The following is a 25,299-nucleotide window of genomic DNA, read 5'->3' on the forward strand; positions in this document are numbered from 1 at the left end:
GAGAAGTGCTGTCCGTGCCGCGAGCTGCTGAGGGCGGGCCCCAGACGAGGCTGGAGCGGCGACAAGATAAGAATTATTCCTGTTAACAGGCAATTGTGGGTTCATTAAGAATGCTTAATGAACCCACGGTTTGTGGCGATCAAGCCGCGTCGCGGTCGGTTTTTTCCGCTGGTTTGGCGTCTTTTGGCAGCAGTGCGGCGAGCAGCGCCTGAGCCCGGGCCAGCAATCCGCCCTGGCTGGCGCTCTGCAACTGTTCGCTGACACCCATGTGTGCCGCAGCCTGTGAGCGCGGCTCGCTGGCTTGAGGTGCAGGCGTCTGTTCAGGCGTCACGCTGAGGGTCCGGTTGCCATCGGTCTGCAGTTCCACGGGCACGCGAACCTCTTTACCGTTGGCGTCTCGAGCAATGAGCACCAGCCGCAGGCGTTCTGCCTGCTTCATGCGATCCCGATCGACCACGATCTTCCCGGTGCGACTGTCGAAGCTGACCCAGCCCGGCAGTGGCAGCCCGTTACCCAGACGCAGACTGACAGTCAGTTGGCTGTCGCTGCTGCTGAACACGCCCTCCGGTAACTGGAAGTCGATTTGAGACGACGTTCCGCTCACGTCCAGCAAGGCGCCGATCCGCTCCCGGTTGCTTGATAACGTCGCGCCATCAAGGGATGTCTGGCGAACCAGCAGAGTGCTTTGCCCGTTGGCCGTCTGCAACGGTGTATCGAAGACCGTCAGCCCAGTATCAGGCTGGGTGAAGTCCAGAGGCTGGCCGAAGGTGTCGAGCCCGATGTTGTCGGTGAAGCGCAACGGCCTGTTGCCTGTTACCTCACTCCCAAGACTCGGCGATGACGCGCTTCCCGGTCGCGCTGAAGAGTCAAAAATATTGTCGCGGGGAGCTGGCGGGACTGTGTGCCAGGCAACCGGATCGACAGGGATATTCGGGCTCACGTTATCGGTATTCGGCGTCGGGGTTGCTGTTCCCGGCTCGCCCGCGACCTGTACGGTGAAGTTGATCGTGCGCGTGGCGGTCAGCCCGGAAGTGTCGCTGACCACCAGCGTCAACACCCCGCTGCTGGTCGGGATGCCGGACAGAATGCGAGTAGTCGGGTCGAAACTCATGCCGTCAGGCAAGACGTCGGCCTGCCATGTCAGGGTGTCGCCGTCCGGGTCGTTGAACAGGTTGGCGGGGAGGGTGACGCTGTAGTTCTGGCCGACGGTACCTGGCGTCAGGTTGTACGGCGCAGTGCCCGCGATGGGCGACTGGTTGGCCGCCGGGTCGCGCAGGGTGATCTTCACCACACTGGTCTGGCTGGTCAGTTCGGCATCACTGAAGCTCATATTGAGGTTCACTGAACTGTTGCTGACTCCGGTAGCGTCTGTGGCGTAAGTCAGCTTGCTCAGGATGGCATTGGCGTCAGCGCTGCTGACCGCAGTTGTAAACGTCAGGGTCAGGGTGCCGTTGAGGTCGACCAGGGTCGCAATGGCCGTGCCGCCCTTGAGTATCTGGCCGTTCACTAGGCTCAGGCCATCACCGTCGGCAAAACCGAAGTGGTCGCGGCTGTCGGCTGACGGAGCGCGGGAAATACTCACGCTTGCGCCCTGGTAGTTGCCCGCTCCACTGTTGGCGGCATCCAGTTCAGCGTCGCTGAGGCTCAGCCCTGGCGCGAGTGGTACCGGGTCTGCACCAATCACGTAGATCGGCGCAGGTGTGGCGATGACGGTCAACGAGGTCAGGCCCTGACCCACGACAATCGCGTTGCCGTTACCGTCCAGCACGATCTGTTTCGCGCCGCCCAGCGTGCTGCTGTCGCTGCTTTGCAGGGTGTCGGCGAGGATCAGTGTCTGGCCGACCACGGCATAACGACTCAAGGTGCCGTTTGCCGCCGAGACGAACAGTGCAGCGCCATCGTCGGAAAGCGCCAGATCGCTGATATCACTCAGGCCACTGGCGACAACGCCGATGAAGGTAAAGCTGCCGCTACTGGCGTCGAAACTCAGCAGGCGCACGCTGTCGCCGCCAGCGATATAAACGTATCGGCCGTCGTTTGACACGGCGACGTGTTGCAGACTGCCCAGATCGACCGGGTTGTCGATTACAGACTCTTGTGGGGTATTTCGGATAAAGCCCAACAAGGTGAGTTGCCCGTCGTTGCCTTGGCGGTAGGCGATCAGGCTGTTGCTGTGGTCAGTGCTGACGAATACCAGATCGCCTGCCACATCAATGGCAGAGGGTTGCCACAGGTACGGATCACTTTGCGAGTTCGCCAAAGCCTGGGTCTGAGTCAGCTGACCCGTGCTTGCATCGCGGCTGTACACCAGCAGGCTCGTGCTGCCAAGGATGTACAGCGAATGGCCGTCAGGCGACTGGACGATATCCTTGATCTCATAGAATTCGAAGTCGCTGTTGGAGCTGAGGTTTTGCACAAGGCGCAGCACCCCAGTGCTGTCGCGGCTATAAACCGCCAGGCCGTTACCGTCGCCACCGATGGCATAGAGCGCCTGGCCATCGGCACTGATCAGTAGACGGTTGATTGAGGTGAGTTCGCTTCCACCCGGCAGGGTGCTGAGGTAGGTCAGCTCGCCCGTCGTCGCGTTGCGGCTGAACAGGACGATGGCGCCTCTGTTATCGGCGGCATACAGCGTCGTACCATCCATAGAGAGGCTGATTGCGGTCACACTCGACAGCCCGCTGAGCGTGCTGATGCTTCTTGTGACCTGAATATCACCCAGCGCGATGACTGGATCCTTGACGATCACCGGTGTGTCATTGACCGCAGTGATGTCGATGCTCAGCGCCATTGTGCTGGACGTCAGGAAACGGTCAGACAGGGTCGCACTGATCGCGATGCTGTTGGCGGGGGCATGATCAGCACTGACGTAGGTGATCTGGCGCAGGGTGTTCTGAACATCAGCGCTGGTCGGAATGCTGCCTGCGTCGTCATTGAAACGAATGGTCAGCACGCCATCCCGGTTGGTCACCTGGCCGATCGCTACGCCATCCTTGAGCAAAATGGTGCCGCTCAGGCTCAGGCCGTTAGCGGCATTGAAGCCCAGCGTGTCGAGGCTGGTTGCTCCGTTGCCCAACGTCAGGGTCAGCGTGGCACCGCTGTAGTTACCGGCGCCGCCGTTCAGCGCGTCCATTTGCGCATCGGCAACCGTCGCGCCGGGGGCAACCACAATTGCACTGTCGCCTTCGGTATAGGGTTGCGCTGGCACCGGGCCGCCCAGCACGGGGGCTGTGTTGGTTGTGCTGGCGGGTTTGAGGGTAACAGTGACTTTGTCTGCCAGCACTGTGGTCGGGGAACTGCCGTTGGCAAAGTTTTCGGTAATGCTAAGTCCGATGCTGCGGGTGCCGCTCAAACCGCTGCCAGTGTTGTTGTAGGTAATGCCGTCGATAAGCGCGGCGGTGCTGGCCGGGTCGCGAACCAGAAAAAGCGTCAGCGTCGCGACACCATTCTCGACCAGAACGCTGTACTGAATGCCGCTGGCAGTCTTGGGTGTACCGTCGCTCGTTTGCAGCACGATGTTGCTGCCATCGACCCTCAGCACCTCGTCAGGGCCACTGGCATTGACCGTGATGATGACTTTCCAGATGGCCTGATCGGCTTCGATAGTGTCGATTTGCGTGCCATCGAACAACTTCACTCCTTCGCCGTTTTCAGCGAGGTCGGGGTTGAGCGGGGTGCTGATCAGCACGGACGGGTCGTTCACGCCATGCAGATCAACGCCCACCTCAAGCACCGTGCTGTTACCCGCGCCGTCGTCAAAGGTGACACTGAAGTCAGGTGCTGATCCGCCCAGTTCGGGGTCATTACTGGTGTTGGCGTAAGCGATCTGGCGCAATACGTTCTGCGCATCTGCCTGGCTGCTGCCCGCCAGGAAGGTCACCGTCAGTTCGCCATTGACCTGGGCGAACGTGGCAATCGCAACGCCGCCTTTCATGATCTGGTTGCCATCCAGGGTCAGGCCATTGCCATCCAGGAACGTGAACAGATCGTCGGCCAGTGCGCCGCCATTGCGGACGATGCTGATGCTGGCGTCCTCATAGTTGCCCGTCACATCCAGTGTCGGGCTGGACAGATGAGCACCGGGCAACAGCGCGCCAGCGGAACCGCCTTCGGTGTAATCAAGGCGTGGCAGGTCGACGTTCATGGTGAAGAGTGTTGAGGTGAAGTCGACGGTGCCGCTGATGTACAGCTGTTTACCGTCGTTACTCAGGCTGATGCTGGTCAGATTTTTGAACGAAACGCCGAATTCAACCCCGTCATCCTTCACGTCCGCATAGTGGGTGAGGGTGCCGTCGGCGGCGCGAGTGAATACTTTGATGGTGTTTTCACTGATCAGAAACACGGCCGAACCGTCGGCGGAAACCACCAGATCGCTGCCGGTCAGGTTCAGTGCGCTACTGCCAATCAGTGTCAGTCGGCCGTCACTGCCAATGCTGATCGTTTCGAGGCTGCCCGGTGTGCCGTTGTTGATGGCGTAAAGGGTTTTGCCATCGGCGGAGACGGTCAGCCCGCCAATGTAGTTTTCTCCGGTGCCGACGCTGTTGAGGTAGGTCAACGCGCCATCTGCACCGATACGCAAGGCACTGGCAATGGCGCTGCCGCCCGTGCCGCCCGTGCCGCCGACAAACAGGTATTGGCCATCCACCGAGAGTTGCAGGCGATTGATGCTCGCCAGGCCCTGCATGCCATCGGCACCGTCGCTGTAGGTTTTGTCCAGGGTCAGCGAGCCATCGGCGTGCTGGCTGAACACCGACAGGCTGTCACCGGCTGCGATGTATACATGACCGCCAACGCTGACGATATCGCGGATGGCATCGATACCACCGGCAATGGCACTGCCGTTCAAGGCCCCAGCCAGGGTCAGCTCGCCGCTGCTGGTGTCGCGGCTGAAAATCACCACCGCGTTGTCATTGCTGCCAATCACATACAACGATTGCTGATCGGCAGACAACACCACTTTGATTGCGCCGCCCAACCCGGCGATGCCATCTGCCACGCTGGCGTCGAACAGGCTGCGAACCAGTGTCAGGCTGCCGTCTGCGGCGCGGCTGAACTGGCTCAGGTAGGACGTACCGCTTTCCGAGATGCTGACCACATACAGATATTTACCGTCGCTGGACAGCACGGAGTCCTGAGCGCCGCTGAGTACATCGGTAAAGAGCTCGGAGCTCCAGCCATCGGTCTGGCCTGCGTACTCGATATTTGTGGTATCGCCGCTGAGCACCGGTGCCAGAGCCGGGTCGGCAGCGACAGTAAGCGTCACGCTCAGCTCACGCGTATTGCCCAGAGCATCGGTCACGGTGAGGGTGACGGTGTAGCTGCCTTTGCTATCCGGTGTGCCGGAAATAGTTCGGGTGGCGGAGTCGAAGCTGAGGGTCGAGGGCAGGCCATCGACTTGCCACGTCAGAGCATCGCCCTCGGCATCTTTGAAAAGATCCTCAGGCAATACGACGCTGTATGGATGGTTGACCGTTGCGTTGCCAGGCACATAGCTGTCGTTGCTGACTACCGGGGCGTGATTGACCAGCAAGACGACCACGGTACTGTCTGATTTGCCGCCGTCACCGATGCTGACGCTGAGGTTGACCCTGGCAGGCGCAGTGCTGTCGCCGTTCTGATAGGTGACTTGCTTGAGCACTTGATTGGCCAGGGTCTTGTCCACGCTGGCGGTGAAAGTCACGGTCAGCTTGCCCGCGACCACCACGAAGTCGGCGATGGCCTGGCCTTGATAAAGAATCTTGCCGTTGTCCAGACTCAGGTCGTTACCGTCGGCGAAAGCGAACAGATCGCTGGCAGAGGCAGTGCCCGAGCGGACGATGGTCAGCACCGAGCCTTTGTAATCGCTCAAGGTGTCGAAGTCGGCGTCAGCGAAGCTCAAGCCGTCAGCAAAGGTCGTGGGGTGCTGTTCGCTGTACGCGGTGTTGGCGCGGGCCGAAAGAATGGCGACGCCCGTGCTGACCTGCGAGGACCCTGTGTAGATGTTCAGGCCGTCCCCGCTGACGGCCAGGTGGTTGATGCTCTTGCCGACATTGACGTTCTCGGAAAAGGTCAACTTGCCGGTCGTGGTATCCCGAGCGAATACCAGTACTGACTGGCCACCGAAAGTGCTGACGTACAGCGCTGAACCATCGGCTGACAGAGCCATCTCGCGCAGATTCAGTGATGTGGTGTACTTGTTTGAATAGGCATCGGCGGTCCCGACGTAAGTCAGCCCACCATCGGCGTCGCGCTGGAAAATACTGATGGTGCCCATGCCGTTCGAGCTGACATACAGAAACTGGTCATCCGGCGAGATGACAATGTCCTGCAGGTTTTGCAGGAAGCGGTTATCAGTCGGTTGCACGCCACTGTCCGGGTCGGCGCTGATGCTGGCCTGATTGACGGCCGTCACATAGGTCAGGACGCCGGTGCTGGTGTCACGTTTGAGGATCGTGATCATCGCGTTGCCGTTGTTACTGACGTACACCGATGTGCCATCGGCAGACACGACCAGCCCGCTAGGCTGATTCATACCCAACGCTGCGCTGCCCCCGACGTAGGAGCCGATAAAGGTCAGGTCGCCAGTGGCCGGGTCGCGGGAGAAAAAGGCGATTTCGCTTTTGTTTGTGGAACCGTCGTTCGCACGCACACCGTTGATGGTGTACAGCGACTTGCCGTCAGCCGAGAGCACGATTTCGCTGACCACAATATCCAGACCCGAGGTGGTCAGGCTGCCATTCACTTCGCCCTGAGTGGCAACAATGCCGCTGTAGGTCAACGCGCCGCTGGCTGCGTCGCGAGTGAACAACACCAATGAATAGGCAGTGGCGCTGCCCGTGCTGGAGTACCCGGCGACATACACTGAAGTGCCGTCCGGGGAAATGGTCAGGGTGTTGGTGCCATTAAGACCGTTGACTTCGATAGCGGTGGTGCCCGCGTCGTCGCTTGTGCCTTGGTTGAAGGTCTGCAACAGGGTCAGTTCGCCGCTGGCAGCGTCCCGGGCGTAGACCCGGATATACGCGATGCCCGTAAGGCTCGCGCCGCTGCTGCCGGTGACGTACAGGGTTTTGCCGTCCGTGGACAACGTGACGCTGGTTACGTAATCGGTATTGCCGGTCAGCGTGCCGTCGGAATAGAACAGCGTTGGATCAGGGTCGACAGCCACTTGCAGCACGGGCGCATTATTGACTGCCAACACGATGTTCGCGACCAGCTCCGGCGCACCGCTGTCCTTGCCGTCGTTGGCCGTGCCGCCGTTATCGCGCAGGGTGACCAGCGTCACGCTGCGGTTGCCGGTGACCGCCTGGCTGCTGTCATTGACGTAGGCAATGCCGTTGACCAGTGCTTGCGCCGCGACAGTGCTGATCCCGCTGGCGCTGCTGATGGTCAGGCTGCCAACGCCATTGGTCAGGCTGTAAACGTAGCTATAACCGTTGGTGGTGGTATTGCTGCTGGAGGTGGACAGATCAATGCGCGTGCCATCAATGATGATGAATTCGTTGGCGACCGAGCTGAGGCCGCCAATCGTCAGCTTAAGCTCGACGATGGCCTGGCCGACTTCGCCAGTGTTGATCGAGGCGTCCTCGAACAGCGTGGCAGATGTGCCTTTGGTGTCATAAACAGACTGCACCGGAACCGTGGCGCTGAGGGTTGGTGCGCTGTTGTCAGTCAACAGCAGAGCAACCGTTGCGGCCACGCTGCTCAATGTGCCGTCACTGGCGCTGATGTTGAGGCTGACCAACGTGCCGTCGGCGTTATCGCCGGTGTTGCTATAGGTGATCTGTTGCAGGACGGCGTTGGCATCGGCGCTGCTCGCAGCGGCTGTAAAAGCAATCGTCAGAGTGCCGCCGCTCTGGGTGAAGGTGGCGATTTCCACGCCGTTCTTCAGAATCTTGCCGTTCTCCAGCGTCAGGCCCGATGCCGTAGCGAAGCCGAACTGATCCTCGCTGGCCGCGCCACCGTTACGCTCGATGGTGATGCTTGCGCCCTGATAGTTACCGGCGTTGTTGGCCAGACGATCAAGGTTGCTATCGGACAGCGACAGGCCGTCGGTGATTCTGATTTCGCTGCCGTTGATGTAGCTGAGGGTGGTGCTGAATCGACTCAGGCTGCTGCCTGCCACGACCAGTGAATTGCCGTCCGGAGCAAGGGCCACTGCTCCCGCGCTGCTAACGTCTTTGAGGGTACTGGTCAGGCTCAGTGCGCCGTTTGCGGCGATGCTGTAAACGCTGAGGGTGCCAGCGCTGCTGGAAGTGGCATAGAGTTTGGTGCCGTCACCGGAAACGCTCAGTGCGCTGACTCCGGTCAGGCTGGTGCTGCCCAGCGCAACCAGGGTCTTTTCGCTGCCGTTGTCTTGCAAGGCATAGATACGAATGGTCGAGCCGTCACCGATGTAGATCAGGCTGCCGTCTGCCGAGGCTGTCAGTGAAGGTACGATGCTGGTGGGGATTCCGGTGGAAAGTGTGCCTGCCGACAGCTTGGTCAGCTTGCCATCTGCGTCACGTTGCAGGGTTACCAAACTGGTGCCAGACGCAACGAAGACATAGTCCCCGGCAGTGACGATAGTCCGTGTACGACCGCCACCCAAGGCGCCTTCCTGAAGGGTCGGCAAGCCAGTGCCGCTCAGATTTCCGGTCTCGGTATCACGAGTAAACACGGTTATGCCGCCGACCCGGGTGGAGACGTAGACCTGCTTGCCGTCGCTGGACAGCGCCACACTTTGCAGCTCGCCACCACCACTGGTGCTATTGAAATAACTGAGGGTGCCGTTGTCCGCCACGTTGAGGGTGATGATGTTACTGCCGGAAATGGCATACATCGACTTGCCGTCGCTGCTCAGGGTCAGGTCGGTGATGCTGCTCAGATGGGTGCTGTCTTTGAAGACCTGCTCACTGGTCAGCACCCCGTTTGCATCCACCGCGAATTTGACGATGGTGCCCGACGCATTGGCCGCATAGAGGTACTTGCCGTCGCTGGAATAGACCACTTCCTTGCTGGTGCCCAAGTCCGCAAGGGGGACGGATTGCGCCAGATCCGGAATTCCGGCATCGCCAATCACCGGTGCGCGGTTGATCTGGTTGTCGAGGTTGATGGTGGCGGTGATGTTCAGCGTGGCTGTGTCGCTGTCGTCACTCAGGCTTTTGAGCGTGATAGTGGTTGCGCCGCTTTCGACGCTGTTGTCTTTCACCTGATAGGCAATGTTATCGATCAGGTTGACGACGTCGGCAGGCGCGTTGTCAGCTGATGAATTCAGGGCGATGGATACAGTCGTGATATCGCCATTGACGGCAACCGTGTACGCATAGTTTTTGCCGGTGGTCTCGCCTATGGCGGTCACCAGACCGATGGTCGTGCCATCAATCACCAACGCCTGATTGGCACCGCTGCTGTTGACGGTGATTACCAGCGTGTCCAGCGTCCCTGCATCGCTGGCAGGAGCGACGGTAACCCCGCTGAACACGTCAACCGCCGGGAAACTATCGGTACTGTCAGTGACCGTGACGGTGGCCTTCACGGGCGTTGCTCCTACACCGGGCGCGACGTCGGTGGCCGCAACCTGCACGGCAACTTCCGCTGCCGTCGCCACGGCCGCCGCGTCGAACATCATGCGTGGCTCCAGGGCCAATGCCAGGCTGGAGTGCTTGAGGCGTTTGCGTGTGTTCGAAGCGGGCGATGTCATGGCGGTGTCCTTTCTGCAAATGGCTGACGAAGTGGCCTGGGGGTTACTCGACCAGGCGGGCGTAGTGTTCATGTTTGATCTTGTCGGCGATCTTGCTCAGCAGCGTCTGGATCTGGTCTTCGCCCTGAACGAAAGTACTGGCGTCGGCGAACACCATCTCGCCGCCACCCTGGGCGCAGATCTGCAGGCCGGGGCCGGCAATCTTGTCGAACAGCACACGCTGGGAATCGGCGGGATCACCGGGGCGCACGCCTATGAAATAGAACTTCAACTTGCGCGCCCTGAAGCTGTTGCACAGGCTTTGAAAGCGACGCATGGCGTAGTCAGTGCCGTTGTTTTGGCCGCTGACTGACTGGCCTACTTTTGCCGCGTTGTAGGAATCAGTGTCGAACCAGTCACCGACGGTGTTGGCCAGCATGACGATGATCTTGACGTTCTCGCTGCCGTCACCTTCGTTGAAGTCCAGCGGCAATTCAGCGTCCAGCCAACCATTACTGCCGCGCATTTCCGGTGACAAAGCCATGCCTGCCCAGCCCATGGCGATGGAGTAATTAACGTTGAAGCCGGTGCGCATGGCGTCGAGGCGTTTTTCGAGTTCATCTTTGTCGTTGGTCAGCGGCAGCAACGCCGCTTTGGGGCAACCTTTGTCGGCGACGATGAATCGGGTGTCACTGACACCGTTGGCTTCGCCGAAGTCAGGGTTGGGACCGACCCAGGACACCCATCTGGCCCCCGGATCGTTTTCGATCAGGTCGTGACGGTAATACACCCGGGTGAACTGGCCGGTGGGAGGCTGATCCCAGAAGTAGTTTTCACCCAGAACCAGACCTCGGTGCATACAGGTCAGGCCGGATGCGAGGTCAGGCGTGCGCCGGTCAGCGAGGCTGCTGACCTTTCCGGTGCGGAACAGCGACTGCAGTTCAACCGGGTTGATCGCCTGAGAGGTTGCCCAGCGACGGATTCGTTGCGAGTCGGCGGGGTCGTAGACGTTGACTGCCTGGCTGTAGGGCACCAGCGAAATCCATAACCGTTTGTTGTCGTTACTGCTGCTGTCTTCGCCCAGCAGGCTGGTAATGAAGTTCTTCCCCAGTCGGCGCAGGGCGGCGAGTTGGGCGTCATTTTCGCTACCGGTATTGGGCAACATCAAGGCGATCTCAGTGGCTCGGGAGATCACTTCCACCGTGGAATGTACATTCAACTCCTGGCGCTCGCCCCCGAGCAACTCCGGGTCGGCGTGGAAGCTCACCTCGGCCCTGTAACGTACCCGGCTCTCGTCGTCGACGGTTTTGCTCAGCTCAAAGTTGCTGTAATCGATTTGCTCCGCCAACTGGCTGTCCATGCCCAGGTTGTTCTTCACATAGTCGTAGGCCAGTGCACTCAGTTTCGGCATGGAGTTTTCGCCATTTATCAGGCGCTCGTTACCCACGGCCATCGCGGCCGCGTCGGTGGCCCGCTTGACTTGGGCAGCATTGCTGACCATGCGGTTGGTATCCAGAACGTAGGCGGTGGCCAGCAAAGCGCCGCCCATAGCCAGGACCATGAACGACGCAATGCTGCCGCGTTGGCTGGCCGCACTGGGCAATCGTGCGCGGCGCGCGGCTGCGGCCATCGGTGTGAAGGGACGTTTCATGGGGGGCGGTGTTCCTGCACGATAGAGCGCTGACGGCGCTCCATGAGAGGAGTGTCAGCAAGTGCGGCAAAGATAAGAATAATTCCTAATAGCGGGCAACCGCGGGTTCATTAAGAATGCTTAATGAGTGAGCTTTAACTTGGCAATTACGATACCTGTAGGAGCTGCCGAAGGCTGCGATAGCGGTGTCTCAGGATGAATGCTTCGCAGCCTTCGGCAGCTCCTACAAAATTACTTGCTTGCTGCGCTACAGCGTCGTGCCAGGTACGTCGAGAAGATGTTTCACTCGGAAAACTGCGGCCCATTGAGCAAATGGCCCGGTATCTGCTCAGGCCGCGACCAGATCCACAACGCGCCGCTGCCCATGCCCAGCGCGGCGCTGACCAATAGCCAGAGCGGCGGCTGATGCCAGATAAGGATCGCCAGACATAGGCTCATGCTCAGGCTGGCGACCAGCTTGCTCTTGCGGTTGATCACGCCGCCGTTTCGCCAGTTATGCAGCAAGGGGCCAAGTAAACGGTGTTGCTCCAGCCAGCGACTCAGGCGCGGTGAACTCTTGGCTGAAGCCCAGGCACAGAGCAGAACGAATTCAGTCGTTGGCAAGCCGGGAATGACCAGCCCGAGAAAGGCACAGCCCAGGCTGCCGTAAGCCAAGGTGAGAAAGCCCAGGCGCTTTAAACCCGTGGCGGGAGTTGCATGAGAGGGCGTCATCATCAGGTGCGCAAAGTCCTAGAGCGGAAGGGTTTCCAGTAAAGAGCGCTGGCGATGGGTGGACAAGTTAAGAAGGGTTAATTTTGCACCGCGATGGACAGTTCGCTCTTGGTGTCGTGGGACCGGCTTTAGCCGGGAAGGCTTCATTTCTAACGACGCATAAGCTCTGAATGTACCGGTCTCTTCCCGGCTAAGGCCGGTCCCACGATTATGACGGGTTCAGTCGTCTTGCTCTTGCCCCACTTCCTGAGCCAGGCGGTCATCCAGTTTCAGTTCGGTGTAGACCATCCGGCTGAACGCCACCGCCTGCAGGGTTTTGTCCACGAGGAGGTTGCTGCTCAAGGCCAGGGTATTGCTGCTACGGCACAGCTGTACGACCAGCAATGTGGTTTTGCTTTTGGGGTCTTCTTCCTCGTCCTCGCTTTGCTCCGCACGCTCCTCGGGCATGTCCCCGGTGTAGCGCGTCGAAGCGCTGTAACTTGGGCAGATCCCTTCACCGCTGCCCCGGTAAATGGGGCGCCAGGGCATTTTCCGATCCAGCGCGACCCTGCTGATGATCAGCTCGTAATCGCCCAGCACGTCAGGCGTTGCCGCCTGTTCGATCAGGGCGTCGAGCCCAACGCTGTCCAGACGGCTTTGCATGGCCAGCACCGAGGCGATGTTGTGCGCGCTCTGCTCCAGATAACTTCGGGCCTGACTGACGTTGTACAGGTCGGCGCTGATCAGCGCGGTGCCAATCAACAGCGGCAGGATCAAGGCCGCTTCCACCAGCGCGTTGCCCCGTTGGCGAGAAGGCGATTTGTATTTCACTCCTCGTCCTCCTCGCTGATGAGATTGCCCAGCAGGTGCCGGTATTGATACTGGAACGCGTTGCCCAGGCCGAACAGTGCGGGCAACGGGGTCATGAACTCCTGACTCATGTCGACGCTGATACTGAGGATCGGTGGCGAGTTATCTCCTTCCTCTTCTTCCGGATCGGGCTTGGTTCCACCGAACTGGCGAAGGTTGTCGAAGGCCAGCACGTCCACCGTAAAGTTCTCTTCGGTGAGAAAGCCGTAGGAGGAATCGATCATGCGTTGTGCGATATCGCCCTGCAGGTCCGTCTGAGTGTAGTAACGGGTTTCAGTGCGAAAATCCTGGACCGCTCGCTCCAGTGACAAGCTGCCCACGCCGATCATCAGCGCGATGCGCCCCAGTTCGAAGAACATCATGACGCCGAACAGCAGCACTGGCAGGATCAGTGCGGTTTCTACTGCGGTGACGCCGCTCTGGTCGCGCAGCAGCCCACGGCAATTGGGTGTCTCGGCCATGTATGAGTTCAGTCCTGATCAATCAGCGTGAAAGGATGTTGGCTGGCCGCCAGTAGTTCACTGGCCAGCGGCGCACCTTTACTCACACGGTCACGGGCGGCCTGGAATTCAGCGAGGATTTTGCCTGCGCGCTCCGGTTGCAGTTTTTCCAGCAGCACCCGTTGCGCGGTCTCGTCGTGGCCCGCAAGTACGTAAGCCAGAGCAAGGTTGAGTTGCAGTGCGACGTTGCCGTTGTTGCGGGACTGATTGAGCAGGCCGATGGCCCGCGAGGTATCGCCGTCAGCCAGCCAGGCCAGGGCCAGGTTGTTGACCGCGGCGTTGTAGCCCGGGTCTATTTGCAGGGCTTTCTCGAATTGCTTGCGGGCTTCGGCATCCTGATGTTGCAGGTTCAGGGCAACACCCAGACCGTTGAATGCCTGGGCGTTGTCCGGTGCTGCCTCCAGCGCGCAACGGAAATCCTGTTCCGCCTGTTTGGCCATGCCCAGCGCCAGATAAGCGCGACCGCTGCCGCTGCATACGGTCAGGCGCTGCACCGGATTGAGGTCGTTACCCAGTTGTTGTCTGGCGCGACGATAGAGGGCGAGTGCCTCCTGCGGCGGGCGAACTGTCGCCGCGACACTGGCGTATTCAAGCAGGTAAGGGCCGCTCAATTGCCGGCGCTGGTCCATGCGTTCGTAGATTTCGTATGAAGCTTCCAGCCGACCGTTGTCGCGCAGGACATGCGCCAGTCGCAGCGCCTCTTTGGCTTCTTTGCCCAGTGACGGAGCAGAAGCGCTGGTTCCCAGGGAGGGCAGGTGAGTGCAGCCGCCAATCGCCAACAGGCCGATCAGCATCAATTGAGTACGCAGGCGTGACATAAACGGGGTGCTCCGTAGCGGCATGTGGGATCAACTGCCGAGCAGACGAATGATGCGCACCATGGCGGGTGCGCCCATCATCGCGACAATCGGCGGCAGGATCAGGGTCATCAGCGGGACGCTGAGTTGAGCGGGCAATTTACCGGCCCGCTCTTCAAGGTCGAGGATCAGGGTTTTACGGCTTTCATCGGAAATCGTACGCAGTGCCTGAGACAGTGGCGTCCCGTAGCGTTCGGCCTGGATCAGGGTGGCAACCATGCTCTCAATACCGCTGACGCCAGTACGTTCGGCGAGGTTGACCAGCGCCCGCGAGCGGTCACTGAGGATCTGCAGTTCGGCGAAGGTGTAGCGCAATTCTTCAGCCATTTCCGGTGCGGATAACGCCAGTTCCTTGGACACCACTTGCAGCACGCGGCCCAGAGGCAAACCGGCTTCGGCGCAGATCACCATCAGGTCCAGGGCATCCGGCAGGCTGCGCGAGAGCTTGCCGCCGCGCTTGGCGCTGAGCCACTTGAGCCACACTTCAGGCAATGCGGTGCCCGCGAACAGCGCGGTCAGACCGCAGGCCAGTCCGTTAAGTCCGAAGCGCGATTTCGCATCAAGTACACCGAACAGCACAATGCTGGCGAGTACCAGGCTGAGGGTGTATTTGCCCACCATCAACAGCCCGAGTGCTTCATGGCTGCGCAGGCCGGCCATGGACAACAACCGGCGCAGATGGCGGCGGTCATTGGCGGTACCCGCCATGCCTTCACCGATACGCGCCATCGGCAGTAAAATCGCTTGCAGTCTGGGCGGGAGTCGCAAGCTTTGCTGGCGCAAAATGTTGGCCTGTTGCGCACCGGCTTGCTCTGTCTTCTGGCGTTTGCCAAGACGTTGCAACAAGGGGGCGACGCGTTTGCTCTGGTGCAGGCCAATCAGCGTCAGGCCAAGTCCTGCCAGCAGAACGGCCAGTGCGCCTTGCGCCATCGGATCGTCGAACAGCGTGCTCATACCACCCTCCTGACCATCTGCTGGGTGATCAAAAGTCCCAGCGTGACGCTGCCGAAGGCATAGAACAGCACGCTGTTCCCCGTCGGGTCATTGAGCAGAAAACGAAAATCGTTCGGTGAGTTCAGGTACATGTAGCCCAGCGCCATGGGCACCAGCGAGGCGACGATCTTGGCCGAGGCCCGTGCTTCTGACGTCTTGGCCTGGATCTTCAACTGCAACTCCTGACGCTCACGCAGGGTCGAGGCAAGTCGGTCAAGGGTTTCACCCAGTCGGCCGCCCGCTTCCTGATTGATGATCAGGATCACGGCAAAGAAACGGTACTCATTGAGCGGTATGCGTTTGGCCGAATCCTGCATGGCCTGGCGCAACGGCAGGCCCAGTCGCATCCAGTTATCGATCAGAGAAAACTCCACTGCCAACGGCCCTGGAATGTTCTCTGCTACCAGCGCGAAGGCGTTAGTGATCGGTACGCCCGCCCGGGCGGTGCGGGTGATCGCGTCGATGGCTTCGGGCAGGCTTTGTTTGAGTTGCTTGAGGTGCTTGGCCAAGGCATTGCGGTAACTGATGTTGGCCAGCAGGACAAAACAGAGCACCGCCAGCACACTCCCGGAAACCCAGGGCATGGGCATCTCACGGCCCAGCAGCGTGGCTGGTAACAGGCTGGCCAAAGCCAGCATGGTCAGGCGAACACGCAGGTTTTTTTGCCAGCCGAGTACGTTCAGGTTGAACCAGATTTTGCCCAGCGCCTTGCCAAAAACGGGAATGCGGGCAAAGGGCGCGCGCTCCATTTCACGGAGAATGTCCTGCGCTTTGGTCGAGGTCAGCTCGGCAGCCGCCTTGTCGCTTTCACCCGCATTGAGTCGGGTTTTCAACATGGCCAGGTGCAGCGCGGTGTCTTTGTCTTTCCGGCGGCGGCCATTGAGGCTGCGTGCAGCGAAATACGCCAGCAGCACCGCGAGAAAGACCAGCAGGGTGAGCAGATCCAGAGTGGCGTCCATCAGGCCTGACCTTCGAACAGATGCGCGTGGCTGGTGTAGAACTGCGGGCGTTGGCCGCTGGACGCAAATTGCCCGCTGAGGCGGCCTTTGGCATCGACGCTGGTCGTCTTGAAGCTGAACAGTTCCTGGCTCTGGATGACTTCGTTTTCCATACCGCAGACTTCAGTGATGGAGACGATGCGCCGTGCGCCATCGCGCATGCGTTCCACTTGCACGATCAGATTGACGGCACTGGCGATCTGCCGTCGGATAGCCTCCAGCGGCAGTTGCATACTGGCCATCATCACCATGTTTTCCAGTCGCATGATGGCGTCGCGCGGGGTGTTGGCGTGGACCGTACACAGCGAGCCATCGTGACCGGTGTTCATCGCCTGAAGCATGTCGAAGCTTTCGCCGCCACGCACCTCACCGAGAATGATCCGGTCAGGACGCATCCGCAGGGCGTTACGCACCAGGTCGCGTTGGTCGACTTTGCCGGTACCTTCGGCGCTGACCGGACGGGTTTCAAGGCGCACCACATGGATCTGCTGCAATTGCAGTTCGGCGGCGTCTTCGATGGTGATGATGCGGTCTTCGTCGCTGATCTTCTGCGACAGGGCGTTGAGCAAGGTGGTCTTGCCTGCACCGGTTCCGCCGGAAACGATGATATTGAGTTTGGCGACCATGGCGCGACGCAACACCTCCACCATTTCCATGGAAATTGCGCCACGCTCGGAGAGGCTTTCCAGCGACATGTTGCGGCGCATGAATTTACGAATGGAAATCGTCGTGCCATCGATTGCCAGCGGGTAAGTGATGACGTTGACCCTGCTGCCGTCGGCCAGACGCGCGTCGACCATCGGGTGGGTTTCATCGATACGTCGGCCCACCGCGGCGGCGATGCGCTGCGCCGTGTTGAACACATGGGCTTCGTCAACGAAGGTAATCGGTGACAGTTCCAGCTTGCCGTAACGTTCGACAAACACTTGCCCGGCGCCGTTGACCAGAATGTCGTTCACCGAGTCGTCGGCGAGCAACGGCTGGATCGGGCCAATGCCTACCATCTCGTTAAGCATTTCTTCGGCGATGGTTTCCTCTTCCTGACGGGAGAGTTGCAAGCGGTTTTCATCGCAGATGCGGCGGATCAGCGACTCGATTTGTCCGCGCAATTTATCGCGGCCCATGGCGGCCGCTTTCAGCGGGTCAATCTGGTCATACAGATGGCCACGGATCAGCCGCCGGTTGTGGGCACCTGCGCTATCCAGCGACTTGCCCGGCACGTTGCGGGCAACCGTCGTTGCCCGCACTTCCTGTACGGCGGCCGGGGCTGGGTTTTCCGCTGTTTGCTTGCGCGCGGGTTTGGGTTTCTGCGGCTGACGGATGAGCATGTTTGAATTCCTCGTTCTCAGGCGTTCGTTCTCAGGCGGCCGAGCGGCTGCGGCCCAGAACGTTCTTGAGACGGCTGATGATGTTGCTGCTCTGCAGGCTGGTTTTGCGTGGCGTGTGCCCGCACGCCAGATCGGTCAGTTCCAGCAGGCTGCTTTGGAACGCTGGCGCGCTGGACAGGCGCAGTGGGCCTGTCAGCAGGCTGCTGCTCAGGGACTGACCGGCATAGGGCAGAACCAGATCAATACGTCGTTCGACGAACTCCTCGAATTGCTTGCGCTCGACACCCGACGCCAGGTTGCCGCGTGACGGGTTGATCACCAGCAGCAGATGCTGACCGTCGCTTTCATCGCCAATCTCACGCAACAAACGGTGGGTGTTGCGTGCGTCCTGGACGTTCATGTCGGCAAGGACGATGCGCGTTTGCGCGTGGGCCAGGACATCCATGCAGCCGCTTGGGCGACCAGCCGGTAAGTCCCAGATCACCTGATTGAACATGCGGCACAGATTGCCGCCCAGGCTCAGCAGCTGCTCTACCGAGAGGTGCGTATCAATCTGGTAGCTGGGCTCTTGGGCCAGCAGGTGCAGGCGGTCGTTGATCTTGCCCATGGAACGTTGCAGGAAGCGGCTGTCGATCTCGTTGCTGCTCAAGGCACCCGCCAGTCCGGCATCACCGTCGTAGCCCAGAAGCAAGGCGAGATCACCGTTGTGGCGGTCGAAATCCACGATGGCAGTGGCGGTATGACGTTGCTCTGAAAGCAACTGTGCCAACCCTGTGGCCACCGTGCTGCTGCCGCAACCGCCGCTGGCGCCGGTAATGGCAATGGTACGACCGTTACGCACGCCATGGGCTTCGTGCTGGTCTGCGCCTTGTGCTCTGGCCAGCGTTGCCGCCAGCAAGTCGAAGGGAACCGGCTTGACCAGGTAATCGCACACGCCGTTGCGCAGCAGTGTGCGATAGAGATCGACATCCTGTCGGCTGCCGGTCGCGACGATCTGGCAGGTGGGGTCGCAGTTTTCAAACAGCTCGCTGAGTGACTGCAACGGCAGTGGGTCGCCGTCGATATCCACCAGCATGACGGCTGGGGACGGGTTGATCTGACTCCAGTTGATGGCCGCGCTGATACCACCCGGCATTACGTGGCTGGCGTCGTGGCCCAGACGCACGATCTGCTCGACGTAGCGCTGTGCTTCCTGCCCGGAGGAGGGAAACAGCATGACGCCACTGTTCAACGGTTGGTTGTCACTGCTGTGGTTGTTGTCATTCATGTGGGTGTCCTCGCGGCGCCTGGCAGCACTGATTGCTGAAAGTTGCAGCGCGCCGTGCTCAGGCCCGGCTCGCTGCTCCAGAGGGTCAGTCTTCGTTGAAGTCGATATCGAGCAGCTCACGTGTCTCGCCATCCTGGTAGCGGGTCACGGCATTGACTGCAGCGGTCCCATCACCGGCGTCGAGGGTTTGTGCCCTGACCAGATCACGTGGGTCGGCGACCATGCGCGCGACGTTGGATCGATTGGCGCAACCCAGTGTGCCGACCGCCTGGTAGGGTTTGACGGTCCAGGTCTTGCTGTCAGTGATCCCGCAGTCCGGAGTCTTGACCACCAAGGCCTCGGAGACGATTTGCAGGTCCCAGTTCTGTGGATTACCCGTCTGAAGTTGTACCGGCGCAACCCGCAGTTGCTGGGGATTGGCACCTTGCTCGCGCAGGACACTGGCCAGCCGCTCAGCGAGTTTTTCTCCGACAGGTGTGAACGGTTGCAAGGTCAGGGTCTGATTGCGCAGACGTCCCTGGGCCTTGAGCAAGGTGTTGAGGTTGGCCAGCGATTCCGTGGTAAAACCACCATTGGGCGTAGCTTGCAACGACGTGACCATCGCCGAAGGGGCAACGGTGATTGCCTGAGCCTGGTCATCGGGGGCGAAACGGCTTTCGCGCATCTGGTTCAGCGGTCGGTCGCAGCCACCGAGCAACAGAGCCACGGCAACAAGGGAGAGCAATGATTTAGCAGCGGGCATGATGTTCTCCGGGTCTCAGTACAGGTAGCCGGCGGAAGCCTGGCTTGGCAGTTGGGCATCCAGTGCGCGAATGCCTCGGCCCGGTGTTTGCAGATCGCTCGGCATGGTCGGTTCGACGACGTAAGCGGTGGCGATGATGACCAGCTCGGTATCTTCCTGTGAGCTGGTTTCGGTCTCGAACAGGCGGCCAATACCAGGGATGCTCTTGAGGCCGGGTACGCCAGTGACCTGTTGGGCGACATTGCTGCGCAACATGCCCGCCAAAGCAAAGCTCTGGCCGCTGGCGAGTTCCACGGTGGTGTCCGCGCGGCGCACTTTGAATGCCGGAATGACGTTGCCCTGCAGAGTGACGGCGCCTTCGTCCGACAGGTCGCTGACTTCCGGAGCGACATGCAGGCTGATGCGGTTAGGTGACAGGAGTGTCGGTGTCATGCGCATGATCACCCCGTACTGCTTGTACTCGATGGTCACGTTGTTGTTAGTGATGATCACGATGGGCACTTCACCGCCCGCCGCAAAACCTGCGGTCTCACCGGACATCGCCGTCAGATTCGGTTCAGCCAGCACCGTGGCCAGCCCGTCTTCGGAAAGCGCGGTCAGCAGTCCCGACACCGTGGTCGAGCCACGAGTACGGGTGCCCTGGCCGACTGTGTTGGTCCCGGTCGGCTGGACGATGGCGCCGGTGGTGGCATCGAACAGGCTGCTGGCATTACTGAAGAAGAAGTTGCCGTCCTTGAGCGCCACGCCCCAGTTCATGCCCAGAGAGGTGGTCATGCTGCGCGACACTTCGACGATCCGCACGCTGATGTTGACCTGGGCGGACAGCTCGACTTTCAGCTGGTTGATGACTTTTGGAGCCTGAGCACCGCCACCGCCCCCCGGTGCTGCGCCGCCACCACCCCCTGCGCCGCCCCCTTGGGAACTGCTGTCTTCTGCACCCAGATAAGCCTCGACACTTTTGATGACCTGCTTGGCTTGCGCAGGTGTGCGCACACTGCCGCGGACGATCAGGCCACTGCCCGAGGACGGACCGAATTCGATTTTAGAGCCGGGGACTTCTTCGGCAATCTGTTTGCTCAGCGCTGACAGATCGTGTGTAGCGACCAAGCGCAGCGCCGCGATCACCTCGTCGTTTTCATCCATGGCATACAGCGTTGTGGTGCCCGCATTCTGGGCAAACACAAAGACGCTGCCCGGGGAGGGCACCTGAAAGCTGGCAACGGAAGGATCGGCCACCAGCACCGTGGTGGCGGCTCTTGGAAGTTGCAGCAAGCGGCCTTGCTTGACCAGCAATTGCACATCTTCGGTCTCTTTGACCTGCGTCAGCTTGCGCGGCAGATTCAGCCTTTTCGGTGCCGGTTGTTCCTCGACCACGTATTGGCCCTGATCGACCTCCTCCTGGCTTTGATCGGCTTCATCCAGGCCTGCCGGGGCATCCAGTGCGACGGCCGTGCTGGACCAGATCAGGCTTGCCGCGAGGGCGCAGGCCAGCGAGGCGGCGGGAGCTTTCGAAACGAACTTCATTGTCTGTGATTCCGATTGGGCTGTTCCGGCCGGTTCTGTTCCGGCGGTGTGCTATGACGATTCAGGGTTACCGGCCGAAGTCCAGGACTTCTGTCTGAACACCGCGGTACATCTGGACCTTGGGTGCTTTGGGGGCCTGGCCGCTAAAGCTGTCGTAGATGCTGGTGCTTTGAGTCAGTGAGGTGACCCGGCTCGGGTTTACGACCGAGGTTTGCGCAACCGGCTCGCTGGCACCGAGCAGGACCAGTTGCAAGGTGCCGATCTCCCTGGCTACCGCCAGCCGTTCCGCTTGCGCCGGGCTGACTTCCAGCGTCGCGGTGTCGTAGAACTCACGCTTGGTTTTCTTTGGTTCGGCTTCTTCACTGCGCGGCGTCAGTTCGCCACGGGTCACGTTGTTCAAGGCCAGCACGCGCACACCGCGCAACAACGTCTGCGATGCAAGACGCGGGACGATCTGGCCCGGCTGAAGCGTGGCTTCCTCCTTGTCGCGGTCCAGGCTGAGGATCACATCAACGCGATCGCCCGTGGAGATCAGGCCGGAGTTACTGGCTACGGCGCTGGTCGGCACCGAAATTGCCCGCAGGCCAGGTTTGAGTACCGCGGCGATGAACCCCGGTTGACCCGGGTGCACCAGCAGGTTGCTGGCCAGCGCCTCGTTTTTGGCAATGGGTTGGCGCACGGTTGCACCCAGCACCATGCCGACGTTGTCCTTGCTCTTGAGGAAGTAGAGCAGCGGCGAATGCTCCTGCTCGGTCTCTTCCCAGCGCACCGCTGCGGTGTCGATGAACTCGCCGGGCTTGAGATCGCGGCTGGCAACCAGGATGGCCTGCAGGTTTGCCTGTTCGACCTTTTTAGGCGCTTGCTGCTGGACGACGGTGGCAGGCGCAGGTTTCAACATGACTCGGACCAGCAGCGCTGCACTGCCAGCCACCAGCAAGGTGCCTGCCAGAAGAAGAATGGAGGGGGCTTTCATGAGTGAACCGTGCTGTCAGGAGTGAATGGGGACGAACAGGGTGTAAAGCGCGCCGGTCGCAATGGCCAGGCCATAAGGAATGCCGAGCGGGCGGTTTTCCGTCAGGACTGTCGGTATCTCGATATCCAGTTTCAGGTGCTGTGTTGCCAACTGCTGCCAGCCTCTGGCGAGGCTGTTTTCGACAATGCTCAACATCGGCAGCAGCAGCGCCAATACCCCACCGGCCAAGGCTGTGACGATGAGAAAAACCATTTGCCCGTCGCCAGCCCACAGGCACAGCACAGCCATCAGTTTTACGTCACCGGCACCCACCCGGCCGAGGCAGAACAAGCAGTAGCCGACCAGCAGCACCATGACGGCGGTTGCTGCGCAACGCGCCAGCAGACTCATCAATTGGCTGCCGCTCATCTCGCCCCACGGCCCTGAGCCGAACGCAGCGGACAGCGGTAAAAACAGCCAGACGACCAGCAGCAACACCACCAGTAAATTGTGAATACGGCGGTAGAGCAGATCTGAACAGATCACCCAGGCCAGCGCTGGAAGCAGAACCAGCATGATGAAAGTGTCGCCCATGACCGGCTCCGATTCGCGTACTTACTTCGAGGCGCCAGGGGTATTGGTGTTGGTGATCTGGTCGGCGATAGACGCGAAGCGATCTTTCAGGGCTGTCACGAATACGCCGTCGGAGCCGAAGATCACGCCAATCGCGGCGGCCATGGCGGCAGCCAGAATGCCGTATTCAATGGCAGTCACACCGCTTTCATCAGCGAGGAATTTTTTCAGGGACGGGGACATAGAGAAGGCTCCTTTGATCGGCTCGGTATTGAAATCTGATCTGGGGAAGTGTGTCCCCGGAATGGCCGATATTAAGATTCATTCTCAATTGGTTAACAAGCACGCGATTATTAAGAATGCTTAAGGAACCTCGCCCCTCAGCGCAGTTCCTGGCGGGCTTTGATCTTGATGGTCGCGCGTAAGCCAGGGTTGTTATTGAGCAGCTTCAGCGAGCCGCCATGCAGGTCACATATTGCCTTGCTAAGGGTTAGTCCCAGGCCATTGCCAGGAACGTTGCCGCTGGTGTCCAGGCGTTGAAAGCGTTCCATGGCCTTGTCGTTCATCTGAGTTGGAATACCCGGTCCGCAATCGGCGACGCCCAAGTGACACCAGTCCTGATGATGGGAGGCGAAGAGGGTGATGGGCAGTCCGCTCGGGGCATATTTCAGGGCGTTGTCCACCAGATTGGCCATGGCTTGAAACAGCAAGGCCCGGTCACCGTAGAGCCAGCAGCGGCTATCAGTGTCGATCAGTAGCGGGCAGCCCAACTCTTCGGCCATTGGCAAGTAGTAATCGCGTACGTCAATGAGCAGTTCGTTGGCCTGAATGCTTTCGAAATCATGAGCACAACGGCCGGTTTCCACTTCACCCACGCGCATCACGGCGCGGAACAGATTCTGAATGCGCTCACTTTCTTTGACGGCCTGCAGCAGCTCTGCGCGAATGTCGCCGTCGACACCTTCGGTGGCGTTTTGCAGCCTGCTCTGCAGGCGCGTCAAGGGCGTGCGCAGTTCATGGGCGATATGGCTGGTGACGTTACGCACTTCGTCCATCAAGCGGTTGATGCGCTGCAGGCATAGGTTGACGTCGCTGCCCAGTTGGTCGAACTCGTCCCCGTATTCGTCGTAGGGCACGGTCACGCTGTGATCACCCTTGGCGTAAAGCGCCAAGGCGTGGCGGATACGATTGATGCGGTACATGTTGCGCATACTGAACGGCAAGCTGGTGAGCAGGATGAACAACAAAATCAGCAGCAGGCCTGCGCCAGTCAGCAATGGAATGATGCGGGTACGCTCCAGCATTGGATGCAGATCGTACGCGCTGAAGTAGTGACCGCCATCGGCGAGGGGCACCAGCAAACCGAGTATTTCGCTCTCGTTACCCTGCGCATCGATGACTTGGGTATGGCGCCAGTTGTTGCTGCAGGCTTCTTTGCAGTGCCTTTGCGGAAGCAGATTAGCGTCACCGAAAACAACCTTGTCATCACGGTCGAACAGCAGCGCGTGACGGTCCTTGCGGGTTTCAAAAGGGTCGCGATACGCGAGCGCTGCCAGCACTTGCTCGGTTTTTTGCAGGCGGCCATTGAGCTGTTGCGAGCGCACATCGGCCAGGATCATCTCGCGCACATGGCTGCGCATGACGATTTCCAGCAGGTGGTTACACAAGATGATCGAGGCCAGCGCTACCAGCAAACAAATGAAGGCGATGGTGGTGGCCTGACGAAAGTTACTGGTGTTGAGGAGCAGCCTCAGGTTATCGGTGTTAACCAAGGGCGTATCCAATCGCGCGAATCGTACGGATCATCGAGCGCTGGAAACCTTTGTCGACCTTGGTGCGCAGTTTCGACAGATGAACGTCGATCAGGTTGGTCTGCGGATCGAAGTGATAACCCCATACTTTTTCCAGCAGCATGCCGCGGGTAACGGTCTGACCATTGTTTTTAGCCAGTACCAGCAGCAGCTTGTATTCCTTATCGGTGAGGTCGATGCGCTGACCACCGCGGGTCACTTCACGACGACCCAGATCAATGTGCAGGTCTTCAATCTGAATGCTTTCTTCCTGAGTCGACTGGCTGCGGCGACGTGCGAGCAATTCCAGGCGCAGCAGCAACTCGGTGAAATCGAAAGGCTTGCCCAGATAATCATCGGCCCCCGCACGCAGGCCTTCCACACGGTCTGCTGACTGGTCGTTGGCCGAGAGGATGAGCACCGGTGGATGAGGTTTGCCGTGCAGACGCGTCAGCACTTCAATACCGTCCATTTTCGGCAGGATGCGGTCGAGGATGACCACGTCAAAGGCTTCCCGCTCGAGCATTTCCAGAGCACCTTCGCCGTTATCGGTCATTCGACAGTTGTGGCCGCTTGCATGCAGTTTACTGCCAAGCCAGTGGCTCACAGCCACATCGTCCTCTACCACCAGTACTCGCATGTTGATCTTCCTTCTGGCTTTGCTCTAAGCGGGTTCTCTTTTAACAACAGTGCGCTTGGAATAGGGTTAAGAATTGTTAAATGTAATGATAATGATTCTCACTATTGTTGCATGATAGTCAAATGCCATGCAATTGGCTTATGAATGCTTTTGATGAATGCATTGAAAGAGGGGGGGAGGGCCGCAGGATGGGTGTGCCAGGTGGAGCGTTGTCTCGTCTGATCGAGTCCTGTTGGAGCGAGGCTTGCCCGCGAATCAGTCGCCCCATTGGATCAGATGTACCGAGT

At 59.8% G+C, this 25,299-nt stretch carries 17 protein-coding genes; all 17 read right to left on the reverse strand.

Going from position 1 to position 25,299, the window contains the following annotated elements:
- Positions 1-139 precede the first annotated feature (139 nt).
- On the reverse strand, positions 140-9,658 hold the full coding sequence (locus ACYASS_RS11690) for a beta-propeller fold lactonase family protein (RefSeq protein ID WP_463586218.1): 9,519 nt from the start codon (positions 9,656-9,658) through the stop codon (positions 140-142).
- A gap of 43 nt (positions 9,659-9,701) precedes the next feature.
- Entirely contained in the window at positions 9,702-11,288 is a 1,587-nt protein-coding gene (locus ACYASS_RS11695) for a hypothetical protein (protein ID WP_463586219.1), read from the reverse strand.
- Positions 11,289-11,570: 282 nt separating this feature from the next.
- Positions 11,571-12,002, reverse strand: coding sequence for a YbaN family protein (locus ACYASS_RS11700; protein WP_463586220.1), 432 nt, complete (start codon positions 12,000-12,002; stop codon positions 11,571-11,573).
- Positions 12,003-12,218: 216 nt separating this feature from the next.
- The gene (locus ACYASS_RS11705; RefSeq protein ID WP_463586221.1) at positions 12,219-12,809 is read right to left on the reverse strand and encodes a TadE/TadG family type IV pilus assembly protein; all 591 of its coding nucleotides are present in this window, start codon (positions 12,807-12,809) and stop codon (positions 12,219-12,221) included.
- Positions 12,806-13,309 (reverse strand): TadE/TadG family type IV pilus assembly protein, encoded by a 504-nt coding sequence (locus ACYASS_RS11710; protein ID WP_463586222.1) that lies wholly within the window; start codon positions 13,307-13,309, stop codon positions 12,806-12,808. The genes ACYASS_RS11705 and ACYASS_RS11710 overlap by 4 nt, the downstream gene beginning before the upstream one ends.
- An 8-nt stretch (positions 13,310-13,317) precedes the next feature.
- Entirely contained in the window at positions 13,318-14,166 is an 849-nt protein-coding gene (locus ACYASS_RS11715) for a tetratricopeptide repeat protein (RefSeq protein WP_463586223.1), read from the reverse strand.
- A gap of 30 nt (positions 14,167-14,196) precedes the next feature.
- Complete coding sequence (locus ACYASS_RS11720; RefSeq protein ID WP_463586224.1) at positions 14,197-15,159, reverse strand: type II secretion system F family protein; 963 nt, start codon at positions 15,157-15,159, stop codon at positions 14,197-14,199.
- Positions 15,156-16,157 (reverse strand): type II secretion system F family protein, encoded by a 1,002-nt coding sequence (locus ACYASS_RS11725; RefSeq protein WP_463586225.1) that lies wholly within the window; start codon positions 16,155-16,157, stop codon positions 15,156-15,158. Before ACYASS_RS11725 ends, ACYASS_RS11720 begins: the two co-directional genes overlap by 4 nt.
- On the reverse strand, positions 16,157-17,524 hold the full coding sequence (locus tag ACYASS_RS11730) for a CpaF family protein (RefSeq protein WP_463586226.1): 1,368 nt from the start codon (positions 17,522-17,524) through the stop codon (positions 16,157-16,159). The genes ACYASS_RS11725 and ACYASS_RS11730 overlap by 1 nt, the downstream gene beginning before the upstream one ends.
- Before the next feature lie 31 nt (positions 17,525-17,555).
- Positions 17,556-18,791, reverse strand: coding sequence for a hypothetical protein (locus ACYASS_RS11735; RefSeq protein WP_463586227.1), 1,236 nt, complete (start codon positions 18,789-18,791; stop codon positions 17,556-17,558).
- Positions 18,792-18,876: 85 nt separating this feature from the next.
- Positions 18,877-19,533, reverse strand: coding sequence for a CpaD family pilus assembly lipoprotein (locus tag ACYASS_RS11740; RefSeq protein WP_463586228.1), 657 nt, complete (start codon positions 19,531-19,533; stop codon positions 18,877-18,879).
- 15 nt (positions 19,534-19,548) lie between these two features.
- Entirely contained in the window at positions 19,549-21,057 is a 1,509-nt protein-coding gene (locus ACYASS_RS11745) for a type II and III secretion system protein family protein (protein ID WP_463586229.1), read from the reverse strand.
- A gap of 67 nt (positions 21,058-21,124) precedes the next feature.
- Entirely contained in the window at positions 21,125-22,030 is a 906-nt protein-coding gene (gene cpaB / locus ACYASS_RS11750; RefSeq protein WP_463586230.1) for a Flp pilus assembly protein CpaB, read from the reverse strand.
- 15 nt (positions 22,031-22,045) lie between these two features.
- Positions 22,046-22,603: an A24 family peptidase gene (locus tag ACYASS_RS11755; RefSeq protein ID WP_463586231.1), complete on the reverse strand. Its 558-nt coding sequence runs from the start codon at positions 22,601-22,603 to the stop codon at positions 22,046-22,048.
- A gap of 21 nt (positions 22,604-22,624) precedes the next feature.
- On the reverse strand, positions 22,625-22,825 hold the full coding sequence (locus tag ACYASS_RS11760; protein ID WP_122665065.1) for a Flp family type IVb pilin: 201 nt from the start codon (positions 22,823-22,825) through the stop codon (positions 22,625-22,627).
- 137 nt (positions 22,826-22,962) lie between these two features.
- Positions 22,963-24,354: a sensor histidine kinase gene (locus ACYASS_RS11765; protein ID WP_463586232.1), complete on the reverse strand. Its 1,392-nt coding sequence runs from the start codon at positions 24,352-24,354 to the stop codon at positions 22,963-22,965.
- A complete protein-coding gene (locus ACYASS_RS11770; RefSeq protein WP_463586233.1) occupies positions 24,347-25,012 on the reverse strand; it encodes a response regulator transcription factor in 666 nt (221 codons plus the stop codon). Before ACYASS_RS11770 ends, ACYASS_RS11765 begins: the two co-directional genes overlap by 8 nt.
- Positions 25,013-25,299: the final 287 nt, after the last annotated feature.

It is taken from the genome of Pseudomonas sp. HP_14 (assembly GCF_055283875.1).